Raw genomic sequence first — 12785 nt, 5'->3', positions numbered from 1 at the left:
AGGTTGCGGAGCATGGACCTCGACTGGTCAGCGGCCGACCTCGCCTTCCGCGACGAGGTGCGCGCCTTCCTGGAGGAGAAGCTCACCCCGGACCTTCGCCGGGCGGGCCGGCTCATGACCAGCGTGTACGCCGACCACGAGGCGAGCATGGCGTGGCAGGCGATCCTGCACGAGCGTGGCTGGGCCGCACCCGCGTGGCCCGTCGAGTACGGCGGGGCGGGCTGGACCGTGACCCAGCGCTACCTGTTCGCGCGCGAGTCCGTCCTGGCCGGCGCTCCCTCGCTGTCCCCCATGGGGATCAACATGGTCGCGCACGTGCTCATGAGGTTCGGGACGGCGGCCCAGAAGGACTGGTTCCTGCCGCGGATCCTCACCGGCGAGGTGTTCTTCTGCCAGGGCTACTCCGAACCCGAGTCGGGTTCCGACCTCGCGTCGTTGCAGATGTCCGCCGTGTCCGACGGTGACGACCTGGTCTGCACCGGCAGCAAGATCTGGACGACTCACGCCGCCGAGGCGAACTGGATGTTCTGCCTGGTCCGGACCACGAGGTCGGAGCGCAAGCAGCAGGGCATCACGTTCCTGCTGATCGACATGACCTCGCCGGGCGTCGAGGTGCGGCCGCTGGTCATGACCTCCGGCGAGATCATCCAGAACCAGGAGTTCTTCGACGGCGTCCGGGTGCCGAAGGCGAACGTCGTCGGCGCGATCGACGACGGCTGGACCGTGGCCAAGTACCTGCTCCAGTTCGAGCGCGGCGGATCGGCGATGGCACCGAAGCTGCAGGTCATGGCGGACGAGGTGGCCGCGGTGGCGGCGATGGAGGACTCCCCCGTCTTCGCGGCGAGACTCGCCGACGCGCGGATCAGGATCGACGCCCTGGAGGTGCTCGAGTTCCGCGTGCTCACCGCAGTGGCCGAGGGTCGGGACCCCGGCGCGGGCGCCTCGCGGATGAAGATCATCGGCACCGAGCTCAGCCAGACGCTGACCGAGCTGCTGCTCGAGGCGGCGGGTCCGCGCGGACGGGCCTACCAGCCGCACGCGACCCGGCCGGGGGGTCCCGTCGACGGGTTCACGCCGCCGGCCGACGGCTACGTCGGCGGCGAACCGTGGCAGGCCGTCGCCCCGCTTCGGTACTTCAACGACCGCGCCGGGACCATCTACGCCGGAAGCAACGAGATCCAGCGCAACATCATCGCCAAAGCCGCATTGGGGCTCTGACTCATGGACTTCACCCTCACCGCGGAGCAGGACCTGCTGCGGCGGTCCCTGGCCGACTACCTCGCCGATCACTACGACCTCGGGCGCAGCCGGGCCGCCGCGTGGTCGGCGGAGGGCTGGCAGCCGGAGGTCTGGCGTGCCTTCGCCGACGATCTCGGCATCCTCGGCGCCGCACTCCCCGAGGAGGGCGGCGGGCCGGTCGAGACGATGGTGGTCGCCGAGGAGCTCGGCCGCGCCCTCGTCGTCGAGCCGTTCGTGGACACCGCCGTGCTCGGCGGCGGGGTGTTGCGCCGCGCCGGCGCCGCGGACGAGCTGAAGGGCCTCGTCGCCGGGTCCGTGCGGATCGCCCCCGCGCTCCAGACCGACGTCGGCGCGCGCCGGGTGGATGGGGGCTGGGCGCTCACCGGCACCGCGGCCGTCGTGGTCGGGTTTCCGCAGGCCACCCATGTGCTGGTCGACGCGGCGGACGGTTTGTTCCTGGTCACCGCCGACTCGTCGGGCCTCGACGCGCACCCCTACCGCACGATCGACGACCGGCACGCGGCGGACCTGCGGTTCACCGACGTCCCCGGCACGCGTCTGGGCACCCGGGACCTGCTCGAGCCCGCGCTGGACGAGGCGACCGCCGCCACCTGCGCGGAGGCGGTGGGCTGCATGCGGAAGGTCCTCGCGGACACCGTCGGGTACACGAAGGAGCGCCGCCAGTTCGGCCAGGCGATCGGCTCCTTCCAGGTCCTGCAGCACCGGATGGTGGACATGGACCTCGAGCTGGAGCTGGCGGTGTCCGCGGTCTACCGGGCTTTCCTGACCTCGGAGGCGGAACGCGCCAAGGCGGTCTCGGCCGCGAAGGTCACTGTGGGCCGGGCCGCCCGGTTCGTCGGCCAGAGCGCGGTGCAGCTGCACGGGGGCATGGGGATGACCCAGGAGCTCGCGATCGGGCACTACTTCAAGCGGCTCACGGCCTTCGAGTACGAGTTCGGCACCGCCGACACCCATCGGCGTCGCTACCTGCGCTCCGTCTAGACACCAGCCATACCTCAGTCGCGGGGGGATCGCCGCGGGGGGAAGCCCGCGAACAACTCGGCCGGGGTGAGCTCGACCAGGGCGCGCCGGGCCGAGGCGTTCTCGGCGTCGTAGGCCGGACGCAGCCGGTCCCGCAGGAGGCGCTTCGCGGCGCGCACTCCGCCCGGAGGCAGGGCCGCGACCGTCCTGGCCATCTGAACGGCCGCGTCCCGGACCCCGTCGTCGGTGTCCGAGTAGCGGTTGAGCAGCCCGATCTCCGCGGCCCGCGGACCTGCGACCTCGCCGGTCAACAGCACCTCGGCGGCCCGGGAGGCGCCGAGCAGCTCGGGCAGCAGCCAGGTCAGGGCCGGATAGCCGTAGGACATCCCGGTGACCGCGAAGCGCGTGCCGGGCCCACCGACCCGCAGGTCCGCGCACGCGGCCAGCAACGCCCCGACCCCGTAGGCGATCCCCTGCACCGCGGCGACGGTCGGCACCGGAGCGGTGAACCACCGCCACAGCCATTCCTCGCGTTCGAGGCCCAGCCGCAGGCTCTCGTCCGCGGAGAGGGCACGCATCTCGTGGATGTCCCACCCCGCCGACAGCGCGCGCCCGCCCGCGCCCGCGAGCACGAGCGCCCGCACACCGTCGAGGTCGGCCAGCACAGCGTCCAGCTCGTACTGGGCGTTGCGATCCAGAGCGTTGTGGGAGTCGGGACGGTCGATCTCGACGAGGACGATCCCGTCTCCCAGCTCATGGCGATGGAGCGTCACCGGTCGAGCACGATCCCGGCCGCCACCCGGTCCCAGGCCGCGCCGGGCCCGTCCCCGCGAAGGGCGGCCTTGCGGACCTTCCCGGTCGGGGTGCGCGGTAGCTCCGCCGCGATCTCCACGTAGCGCGGCACCATGAATCGAGGCATGCGGGAGGCGAGGAACGCGATCAGCTCGGCGGGGTCCAGGGCCATCCCGTCCGCGGGCACCACGACGACCTTGATGTCGTCGTCCGACACCCCGACGGAGAGCCGGTCGAGCGCCGCCAGCTCCGATGGGACGGCCACGCAGGCGCAGTCCTGCACCGCCGGGTGGGCGCGGATCTCCGCCTCGACCTCGAACGACGACACGTTCTGCCCCTTGGTGCGCAGGTAGTCCGCGACCCGGTCGACGAAGAAGAAGTTCCCGTCGGCGTCTCGGCGCAGCACGTCCCCGGTGTGGAACCAGCCGTTGCGCCAGGCCGTGGCGGTCGCTTCCCAACGGCCCAGGTAGCCGGTCATCATCAGCCACGGAGCGTGCGTCCGGACGATCAGCTCGCCGGGCTCGCCCGGCGGCAGCTCGAAGTCGTCCGGATCCACCACCCGCGCCTCGTACAGGGGGTGCAACCGCCCGCACGTGCCCGCGACCTCCGGGTCCGCCACCGCCAACGGAAACCCGATCTCGGTCATGCCCCAGCCGGTGGACACCCGTACGCCGAACCGGTGGGCGAACTCGCGATGGTTCGCCGGTAGCGGCATGAGCAGGACTCTGGCCAGTGGGTTGTCCGCGTCGTCCGGCTGCTCGGGCGCGCTCGCCAGCAGGGGGCCGAAACCGAGTAGGTGGACGTGAGTGCAGCCGTGGGCCCGGACGTCCGGCCAGAACTCGCTCGCGCTGAACCGGGGCCGCATGACCACCCGCAGGCCTTTGATCGCCGCATAGGTCAACATGACCTTGCCTGCGGCGTGAAAGGTGGGCCACGGCGCGTAGCAGGCGCCGTCGGGGTACTCCCCGTCGTCGTCCGGGAACATCTGCATCGCGCCGGAGTGCAGGTTCGCCCACGGCATCACCACGCCCTTGGACGGCCCGGTGGTGCCGGAGGTGTAGATCACCGCGTACGGGTCCCGCTCACGTGGCGGGTCGTCGGTCGCGAGCTCGTGGCCGCTCAGGAGGTCCGCCAGGCGCACCGCGGGCACGCCCACCGACGGGAGCTCGTCGTCGACCGTCACCAGGTGGCGCAGCGCGGGGACCGTGAGGTCCGCGATCCGCGCGGCCAGGGCGTTCGTCGTCACCAGGACGACCGCTCCCGAGTCGGTGAGGGTGTGTTCGAGCGTCCGACCTCGGAACTCCGTGTTGACCGGCACCTCGGCGGCCTTCAGCCAGGCGGTGCCGAGCCAGCAGACGTGGGCGAGCGGGGTCGCGTCGAGCATCACGGCCACCCGGTCCCCCGGGCCCACCCCGAGCCCACGTAGGCCGGCGGCGAAGCGCAGCGCGTCGCGGTGGAACGCGGCGTTGGTGTAGCCGGGTGAGCCGTCGACGCAGTCGATGAGCCTGCCGTCGGGGTCGGCAGCGGCCCGCCGGGCGAGGAGCACCGGCAGGGGCGGGGCGAGGGGCGCGTCGAGCCCCCGCACGGAGGGGGAAGGGGCGGTGGTGGTCATGACCGGCTCCACGGGACGTCGGCGGTGAGGGAACGGTGCAGGATCTGGGTGGCCTTCTCGTTGCGGCCCAGCACGAGTGCCGGGATCCCGCTGCGCGGCAGGCTGTCCGACACCGACTTCGCCACCACCCAGTCCTCGTCCCGCACGGCGTGCAGCACGATCTCCCAGTTCTTCGCCCGGAAGCGGAGCGCCTTGTCGGTGGTCGGCAGCTCCGGGACCAGGAACCACAGGTCGACGATGCTGCGGCCGAGGTCCCCGGGGTCCGGGCGGACGCTCCAGATCTCGAAGTGGGCGGGGGCCAGCGCGATGATCGAGCCCGGGTAGCAGGTGAAGCTGGCGATGGCGTACTCGGTGAACTCGCCGTAGTCGACGTCCTCGCCCCGGAAGTCCTCGATCCCCCGGCGCGCCACGACCATCCGCCAGTTCTTCCCGAACGGGTCGCACTTGTAGACGTTGGTGTGGAAGAAGGGCCCGACGGTCTGTGGGTGCACGAACTGCAGGTGGTAGGCGTCGGTGAAGCCGTCCATCACGGTCTTCCAGTTCACGTCCAGCCGGAAGGTCTCGTGGCGGTACAGCGCCGCGTCCGCCACGCCGCAGCACGCGATGTCGCGGTCCAGCTCGGGACCGAACCAGGTCGCCATGTCGAACGACGCCTCCGGGTCCGGGTGCATCCACACCAGACCCGCGTACTCCTGCACCGGGTAGTGCACACCGGCCGCGTCCACGGCGGTGAGCACGCCGTCCGACCTGGTGACGGTGATCCCCTCCGGTGTGTGGACCAGGTCCTGGCCGCCGTGGGCCACGATCCGCGGGTGCGCGGTGAAGACCGCGTCGTACTCTGCCCGCAGGTGATCGGGGTCGTGGTAGCGCGCGGCGTCGATCCACATCGGCTCGTCCGCGTAGTCCGTGGTGCGGGTGTCGATGAACGTCAGCAGGTGCTCCCGCATCGCCCGCCTGGTGTCCGGGTGCACGCCGACCTCCTGTCGTCGATGACGTGGGATCAGTGTGTCTGTGATACAAATTTTGTCAAGTGATACATCGGAGGTGGCCATGAGTGCCCGAGGCTTCACCGGCGGCCGTCGGACCAGTGGTCCACAGCGGACGGACACCCGCGACGCCCTGCTGGCCGCCGCGGAGGAGTGCTTCACCCGCTTCGGCGTGGCGCGGGTGAGCATGGACGAGGTCGCCGCGGCCGCCGGCGTCTCCCGACCCACGCTCTACCGCCATTTCGGCGACCGGGAGTCGCTGGTCCGGGCGATCGTGTTCGCGCGGGCCGACCGGCTGGTGGAGCGGGTGCGGCGGGTCGTCGACGCGGAGCAGGGGCTCGCCGACAAGCTCGTCGCCGGGATGCTGTTCGTCGTCCAGATCGGCCGGGGGGACGAGTTCATCCGCGAGATGCTGCGGACCGGCTCACCCCAGGGCACCAACCCGCTGATGGCGGCGCACGCGGCGTCCGACGCCTTCGCCGAGGCGGTCTGGGCGGACACCCTGAGGCCGGCGGGAGTCGACTTGCCGATGGCCTACCGCTGGCTCACCTCGGTGACGTTCATGCTGCTCGACTGGCACGACTACGACGAGCTGTCCGAGGAGTACCGCCGCGCGATCCTGCACCGGTTCCTCGTCCCGGCGTTCGTCCGGGAATCCTCGCCGTGATCAACCGGATCCTGGCGGGGACCGCCCACGTGCTCCGCGACCCCAGCGTCGAGCAGGTGCTCGAGGAGCTCTACGCCCGCGCCCAGCGCGTCGCGGACGAGGCCCGCGAGGTCGAGGGAGCCGTCGGGGACTTCGGGTTCTCCGTGCGACCCGTCCAGGGCGAGCTGCTGTACCTGCTGGCCCGGGCCGCGCGCGCCCACACGGCCGTGGAGTTCTGCTCGTCCGAGGGCGCCACCGCCGTGTACCTCGCCGCGGCGGTGCGGGACAACGGCGGCGGGCTCGTGATCGGCGCCGACCCGCGACCCGAGAAGGTCGCGGCGGCCCGCGAGACCCTGGCCGCGGCGGGACTCGCCGACTTCGTGGACCTGCGGTGCGGCGATCCCGTCGAGGTGCTGGCCGACCTCCCCGAGCCCGTCGACCTGGTCGCGGTGGACGGCTGGCCGGAGCTCGCCGCCCCCTCGCTCGCCCGCCGGACCCTGGACGTGCTCGCCCCACACCTGCGGCCGGGCGCACTGGTCCTCAACGACGGCCGCGAGCCGGACTACCTCGACCTCGTCCGGGACCCGAGCGGCCGGTTCCGGACCACACTGCTCGACGTGGGAGTGCTGTCGTATGTGGACTGACCCGCCGACCCCCGTCGCCCACCGGGACGAGCTGCCCGAGCCGGGCTCCTTCGTGACCACGGACGTCCGCGGCACCCCCGTCCTGGTGGTCCGCCAGGACGACGGCACGATCGCCGTGTTCACCAACGTCTGCCGCCACCGCGGCGCCCGCGTCGAGACCGCCGCCGCGGGCCGCCGCAAGATGTTCAGCTGCCCGTACCACCGGTGGTGCTACGCCCGGGACGGCGGCATCCGCTCGATGCCGTTCGACGACGGGTTCGTGGGCGTGGACCGCGTGGACCGGTCCCTGCTGCGGCTATCCGCCGCCGAGCACGCGGGCCTGGTCTGGACCGCCACCGCGCCGCGCCTCGACTGGGGCGACACCCGCCTGGTGCGCGCCGAGCACGCCGAGGTGGACCGCCCGGTCTCGGAGGTTCACGCCGAGCTCCCCGCGGGCTGGGACGAAGCGGGCCTGCGGGTCACCGAACGGGGCCCGCACCTGGAGGTCCGGTCGGTCCGCCCCGCGGGACCCCGCCTGGCCACGACCGCGACGGACCTGTGGGTCCTCGCCCTCGACTGAGCAGTTGACCTGCATTTACTAATAATGTTAGCTTAAACCGCACGGGGTCAGGGCAGATCGACGCCCCGCAGGAAGGCCTGCACCATCGCCACGAACCGACGCTCGTCCTCCTCGGCGGAGGCGGGCTGCGGCTCAGGGTCGAGCTCCTGCAGCGCCGATCGGCCGGTGGCGGTGCTGATCGCGGACCCGAGCACCATCCGATGCACCCCTTCGAGGAGGAAGAGATGCATGTCCGCCGGCACCCCGTGCGCCCCCAACAGGAGCGCGTACTGCCGGTAGAGCCGCACGAGGAGCGGCTGCGGGAGGTGCTCGACCACCAGCGGCACCGCTCGCGGGTGTCGCAGCAGCGAGCGGCGGAACAACGTCGACTCCTCCACCAGCCACTCCCGCCAGCCGCCGGGCTCCGGGTCCGGCACCCGCCCGCTGTCGAGCACCACGATCCGGGCGACCTCCGCGAGGATCTCCGCCTTGTCCGCGAAGTGGTTGTAGAGCGAGGGCGCCCGCACGTCCAGCGCCGCCGCGACGCGCGCCAGGCTCAGCGTCGCGGGCCCACTCTCGTCCACGATGGACAACGCGGCGCGGGCCGCGGCGTCCCGCGTGATGATCGGCCTTCGCCCCATCCCCCGACCCTATTCCCTTGACGGAGGACGCCCGACGATGCGCACCACCACCGTTCTCGACGCCCTGTCCGCCTGGTCCCGCCGGCGCCCCGACGCCCCCGCGCTGCAGGACCCCGACCGCTCCTACTCCTGGCGAACCCTCGTCGAGGCGCAGGACCGGGTGGCGAGCCGCCTCGTGGCCACCGGTGTCCGGCCCGGCGACCGGGTCGGCATCGTGGGCCCGTTGTCGGCGGACTGGGCCGTGGCCGCACTGGGAGTGCTGCGCGCGGGAGCGATCGTCTGCCCGCTCAACGAGCGGCTCGGGGCCTTCGAGCTGAAGGAGGTGCTCGACCGGGTCACCCCGACCCTGGTCGTGGCCGCCGAGACACATCGAGCCGTGCTCGCCGGCATCCTGCAGGCACCGCCGATCCTGCCCCTCGAGGGCATCGAGGTCGTATCGGGGCAGACCGATCTCCCCGATCTGGCCCGCGACCCCTCTCGGCCGGCGGCGATCATCCCGACGTCGGGTTCCACCGGCCTACCCAAGGGTGTGGTCTACACGCACCCCTCGATGCTGGGCGCGTTCTTCGAGTGGACCCTGCAGGCCCCTGAGCTCGTCGGGGCACGGGCGCTCAACGTCAGCGCGTTCTCCTTCGCCGCAGGGCTGCTCAACGGCCTGCTCGGCCCGCTGGTGCTCGGAGGCAGCGTGGTCCTGCTCCCCCGCTGGAACCCGCAGACGGCACTGGAGCTGATCCGGGACGAGGAGATCTCCACCTTCGCCGCCACCACCATCTTCTACGAGCAGATGGCGGCCCTGCCCGAGTTCGCCGCGGCCGACCTGTCCTCGCTGACGGTGGCGTTCACCGGTGGCAACCCGGTCACCGCGGAGCTCATCGCGGCCTGGTCGACCAAGGGTGTCGGACTGCGGCAGGCGTACGGGCTCACCGAGTCGTCATCGAACGTGACCTGGCCGACCGTCGAGCAGTCGATCGACAGCCCCGAGTCGGTCGGCGCGGGCGGGATCCTCACCCGCGTCGTCGTCACCGACGCCGACGGCACCCCCTGCGCCGAGGGCGAACCCGGAGAGATCAGGATCTCCGGACCGGGTGTCGCCGCAGGCTACTGGAATGATGCCGACCTGACCGCGGACACCTTCGGGGACGGCTGGCTGCGCACCGGAGACGTCGGGGTGGTCGACGCCCACGGTGCACTCCGGATCGTCGGCCGCACGAAGGACATGATCATCTCCGGAGGAATGAACGTGTACGCCGCCGAGGTCGAGCGCGCGGCGCTCAGCCTGTCCGGCGTCCTCGAGGTCGCCGTGATCGGGGTGCCGGACGACGAGTTCGGCGAGGCCCCGGCCCTCCTGCTGCGCACGGCCGCGTCCCCGGGCACCGAACTGGACGCCGACACCGTGCTCGCGCACTGCAGGCAACGGTTGGCCGCCTACAAGATGCCCCGCTACGTCGTCTTCTCCGCCGATCCGCTGCCCCGCACGTCCAGCATGAAGATCGACAAGGCGGCGCTCCGACTGCGGCACGCGGACATCCCCACCCATCACACGCGGCACGGCCGCAAGCCCCAACCCGCCTGAGGAGGCGATCAACGATGACCCTCGATGCCGACATGCGGGACCACGCCTTCCGCACGATGCTGCGGCACGTCGAGAAGGAGACGACCGACGAGTTCACGTCGGTCTCCACGTCCGAGGCGGTCGAGTACCGCGATCGGGAGACCGCGGCGCTGGAGCGTGACCGCGTCTTCGGCGAGGTGCCCTTCATCGTCGGGCACGGCTCGGAGATCGCGAGCCCGAACGAGTTCCTGACCCGCAGGCTCCCGCGCAACAATGTCATCGTGATCCGACAGCGCGACGGCGGGGTGAAGGCCTTCGTGAACGCCTGCCGCCACCGCGGAGCCCAGCTCGTCGAGGAGGCCTCCGGGCGCTGCCGGATCTTCTCGTGCCCCTACCACCGCTGGTCCTACGACCCGAGCGGCGAGCTGCGCACCGTCACGCTCGACGACACCTTCGGCGACCTCGACCGGGAGCGCAACGGGCTGGTCGAGCTGCCGGTCGAGGAGCGGCACGGCTTCCTCTGGATGATCGACAACGCGCAGCGCACGATCGACGTCGAATCCTGGCTCGGCCCCGAGATGGACGCCGTCCTCGCGGGATACCGGATCGAGGACCTGGTCAGCGTCACACCCCAGAGCTTCGACCGGCCCACCAACTGGAAGATCATGCAGGACGGCTTCCTGGACAACTACCACGTGCGTTATGCCCACCCGAACACCGCGGGCAAGGTGCTGCACACCAACAAGCTCGCGCTGGAGGACTTCGGGCGCCACTTCTGGTTCCTGGCCGCCCGCAAGAGCATCGACCGCTTCATCGGTGAGGACCCGGCGAGCTGGGACGAGGGCGACATCGGCAAGCACACGATCGAGAGCTGCTTCCTCGCCCCGAACAGCATGATCCTCAAGCACGCCACGCACGTGGAGTTGTTGACCTTCCGGCCCTACGGCGACGACCCCGGCGAGTCCGTGATGGAGATGCGGGTCATGGCGCCCACCACCGAGGCGACCGGGCTCGACCAGGAGGCCTGGGACCGGCTCTGGGCGAAGAACTGGAAGATCATGATCTCGATCATCCACGACGAGGACTTCCCCATCCTGGAAGGCTCGCAGCAGGCGATGCGCAGCCTCGACGCCGGGACGATGCGGTTGGGCCGCAACGAGCTCGGCAATCACCTGTTCCGTCGGGAGCTGGAACGTCTGGTCTCCATCGAGCCCGGCGAGACCTGATGGGGGCCACCGTGAGCCCCGAACTCGTCCGGCTCCGGCGCACCGAAGGGCTCTCCGCCGCAGCGGCAGCAGTCCTCGACCGGGCTGCGGGGTTCGACGCGGAGATGGGTTTCGGCCCGCCGCTGCGCGCCGATCCCCTCACCGACGCGGACACCGTGCTGGAGATCGACACCTGCCTGCACCGCCACGATGTCGGACACCCCGAGGACTACGTGCTCGCCGCCGTCGTGGTGGTGCGCGAAATCCGGCCGGGGACCGCGGTCGTCGAGCTCGTCGTCGATCCCGAACGGCGGTCCATCGGGGTCGCGACAGCGGTCGTCGAGGCCCTCGGCACGGATCCCTCGCAGGGCTGGGTCGACACCGGGGCGCGGGCCCTGCGGGCGAGTGCCTACGGCAGCCATCCGGCGGCGGAGCGGCTCGCGCGTCGCTTCGGCGTGGGGTCATCCGGGGTTCGCCATCACCTGGTGCTCCCGGCCGAGGACAGGCCGACCCCGGGTCCCGCACCGGTGGTGCGCGACCGTCTCCCGGGAGAGCCGCCGACACCACCACGGTTCGGCGGTGACCTGGGCGAACCGGATCGCGCGGCCGTGGTGCTCGGCTTCGACGCAGGGTTCGCCCGAGTCGTGCGGGCCGATCGGCAGGGACTGCACGAGCACACCGCCCGCCCCGCAGCGATCCTCGGCCTCGAGGTGCCCGGCGGGCCGCCAGGGACGCGGCGCAACGCAGCGGGGCGGGTGATCGCGGGATCGGTCGGATGGCTGCGCGAGCAGGGCGGGCGGTCCGTCGAGGCGCTGGTCGACGGCGCAGACGAGGACGTGCTCGAGGCCTTTCGCGCCCATCGTTTCGAGCACGATCGCAGCGACCTGACCTTCCGGATCCCGCGGGCCCCTGCCTAGACCGGCCCGCCGCGCCAGACGCCGATCTCCTCGCCCGACACGTACTCGGCCTCGTCGGAGAGCAGGAACGACACCGTCGAGGCGAGTGCGGTGGGCGGGATCCGCGGCCAACGCCGGTCCATCTCGGCGACGGCGTCGGAACCCTCGGCCTCGACCATGTCGGTGAGCACGTACCCGGGCAGCACGCTGTTGACCGTGATCCCGCGCCGCGCCGTCTCCTTGGCCAGTGCTCTCGTCATCCCCTGCAGTCCCGCCTTGGCCGCGGCGTACGCGGCGGTCGTCGGCATCGGGTGGCGCTCGGCGGCGGGACTGGTGAAGAACACGAGCCGGCCCCACCCCTGCTCGTACATCGCCGGCAGGGCCGCGTGGGCCAGGTAGAAGGCCGCGCTCAGGTTCACCGCGAGCACCCGGTCCCAGTCCCTCGGGCTCTGCCCGCGGACCGATCCGGAGAGGTTGATCCCGGCGTTGTGCACGAGCGCGGTGGGCGGCCCGAGGGTGTCCGCGGCCCGCGCGACGAGCCCGGCCGCCTCGTCCGCGTCGCCGACGTCCGCGCGCAGCGCGCAGGCCGTCCCGCCCGCGTCGGTGATCTCGGCGACCAGCGCCGTGGCGGCCTCCTCGCTCGCCGCGTAGTTGACCGCGACGGCGAACCCGTCCGCGGCGAGCCTGCGGGAGAGCTGCGCGCCGATGCCGCGCGCTCCCCCGGTCACGAGTGCGACCTTCACCCTCGACCTCCTTCGGTCCGTACAGCTAGCCTAAAGCCATAAGGTTCGTGGCGAGGAGGCCTAGATGTGCTGCCCGGACAGGTTGGTCAACCGGGTGATGGGTGGTTGACCTCCGAGGGCGGTGTGGGACCTGTGGTGGTTGTACTCGTGGAGGAACGCCGGAAGTGCCTTTCGGCGTTGTGACTCGCTGGCGTAGAAGCGTCGGAACGCCCAGCGGTCAGCGAGGGTGCGGTGGAAGCGTTCGATCTTACCGTGAACCGTCCTGGCCGGTGGAGAGGCTCCTGATCTAGCAAGGAGACTGGAGCTGTGG

General features: G+C 71.6%; 14 protein-coding genes. 8 read left to right on the top strand and 6 right to left on the bottom strand.

Annotated elements, in window-relative coordinates:
- Positions 1–12: 12 nt before the first annotated feature.
- Both ABD993_RS18080 and ABD993_RS18075 read left to right on the top strand, forming a co-directional pair.
- Entirely contained in the window at positions 13–1218 is a 1206-nt protein-coding gene (locus ABD993_RS18080) for an acyl-CoA dehydrogenase family protein (RefSeq protein ID WP_345419430.1), read from the top strand.
- 3 nt (positions 1219–1221) lie between these two features.
- Positions 1222–2241: an acyl-CoA dehydrogenase family protein gene (locus tag ABD993_RS18075; RefSeq protein WP_345419427.1), complete on the top strand. Its 1020-nt coding sequence runs from the start codon at positions 1222–1224 to the stop codon at positions 2239–2241.
- Between the two features lie 14 nt (positions 2242–2255).
- On the opposite strand, the gene ABD993_RS18070 is transcribed toward ABD993_RS18075, so the two are convergent.
- From ABD993_RS18070 to ABD993_RS18060, 3 genes are read right to left on the bottom strand one after another with little or no spacing between them, the layout of a single operon-like run.
- Entirely contained in the window at positions 2256–2993 is a 738-nt protein-coding gene (locus tag ABD993_RS18070; protein ID WP_345419424.1) for an enoyl-CoA hydratase/isomerase family protein, read from the bottom strand.
- Positions 2990–4624: an AMP-binding protein gene (locus ABD993_RS18065; protein ID WP_345419421.1), complete on the bottom strand. Its 1635-nt coding sequence runs from the start codon at positions 4622–4624 to the stop codon at positions 2990–2992. The genes ABD993_RS18070 and ABD993_RS18065 overlap by 4 nt, the downstream gene beginning before the upstream one ends.
- A complete protein-coding gene (locus tag ABD993_RS18060) occupies positions 4621–5595 on the bottom strand; it encodes an SRPBCC family protein (protein WP_345419418.1) in 975 nt (324 codons plus the stop codon). Before ABD993_RS18060 ends, ABD993_RS18065 begins: the two co-directional genes overlap by 4 nt.
- A gap of 79 nt (positions 5596–5674) precedes the next feature.
- Between ABD993_RS18060 and ABD993_RS18055 the strand changes: the two genes are divergently transcribed.
- From ABD993_RS18055 to ABD993_RS18045, 3 genes are read left to right on the top strand one after another with little or no spacing between them, the layout of a single operon-like run.
- Entirely contained in the window at positions 5675–6277 is a 603-nt protein-coding gene (locus tag ABD993_RS18055) for a TetR/AcrR family transcriptional regulator (RefSeq protein ID WP_345419415.1), read from the top strand.
- On the top strand, positions 6274–6900 hold the full coding sequence (locus ABD993_RS18050) for an O-methyltransferase (RefSeq protein WP_345419412.1): 627 nt from the start codon (positions 6274–6276) through the stop codon (positions 6898–6900). Before ABD993_RS18055 ends, ABD993_RS18050 begins: the two co-directional genes overlap by 4 nt.
- The gene (locus tag ABD993_RS18045) at positions 6890–7459 is read left to right on the top strand and encodes a Rieske (2Fe-2S) protein (protein ID WP_345419409.1); all 570 of its coding nucleotides are present in this window, start codon (positions 6890–6892) and stop codon (positions 7457–7459) included. Before ABD993_RS18050 ends, ABD993_RS18045 begins: the two co-directional genes overlap by 11 nt.
- Before the next feature lie 47 nt (positions 7460–7506).
- On the opposite strand, the gene ABD993_RS18040 is transcribed toward ABD993_RS18045, so the two are convergent.
- Positions 7507–8079: a TetR/AcrR family transcriptional regulator gene (locus ABD993_RS18040; protein ID WP_345419406.1), complete on the bottom strand. Its 573-nt coding sequence runs from the start codon at positions 8077–8079 to the stop codon at positions 7507–7509.
- A gap of 37 nt (positions 8080–8116) precedes the next feature.
- Here ABD993_RS18040 and ABD993_RS18035 point away from each other — a divergent pair, with 37 nt between their 5' ends.
- The 3 genes from ABD993_RS18035 to ABD993_RS18025 are packed head-to-tail and all read left to right on the top strand — an operon-like array spanning position 8117 to position 11753.
- Positions 8117–9652: a class I adenylate-forming enzyme family protein gene (locus ABD993_RS18035; protein ID WP_345419403.1), complete on the top strand. Its 1536-nt coding sequence runs from the start codon at positions 8117–8119 to the stop codon at positions 9650–9652.
- A 14-nt stretch (positions 9653–9666) separates the two neighbouring features.
- Positions 9667–10857 (top strand): aromatic ring-hydroxylating oxygenase subunit alpha, encoded by a 1191-nt coding sequence (locus ABD993_RS18030; RefSeq protein ID WP_345419400.1) that lies wholly within the window; start codon positions 9667–9669, stop codon positions 10855–10857.
- A gap of 11 nt (positions 10858–10868) precedes the next feature.
- The gene (locus ABD993_RS18025) at positions 10869–11753 is read left to right on the top strand and encodes a GNAT family N-acetyltransferase (RefSeq protein WP_345419397.1); all 885 of its coding nucleotides are present in this window, start codon (positions 10869–10871) and stop codon (positions 11751–11753) included.
- Here the strand turns inward: ABD993_RS18025 and ABD993_RS18020 are convergent.
- Together ABD993_RS18020 and ABD993_RS18015 are read right to left on the bottom strand one after the other, a co-directional pair.
- A complete protein-coding gene (locus ABD993_RS18020; RefSeq protein WP_345419394.1) occupies positions 11750–12475 on the bottom strand; it encodes an SDR family NAD(P)-dependent oxidoreductase in 726 nt (241 codons plus the stop codon). The genes ABD993_RS18025 and ABD993_RS18020 overlap by 4 nt on opposite strands.
- A 60-nt stretch (positions 12476–12535) precedes the next feature.
- On the bottom strand, positions 12536–12785 hold a 250-nt coding region (locus tag ABD993_RS18015), incomplete at its 5' end, for an integrase core domain-containing protein (protein WP_345419391.1).

The organism is Pseudonocardia xishanensis (assembly GCF_039541715.1).
Classification (GTDB): domain Bacteria; phylum Actinomycetota; class Actinomycetes; order Mycobacteriales; family Pseudonocardiaceae; genus Pseudonocardia; species Pseudonocardia xishanensis.
Note: the sequence above shows the minus strand (reverse complement) of the source record. Positions and strands in the feature narration are given on the sequence as shown.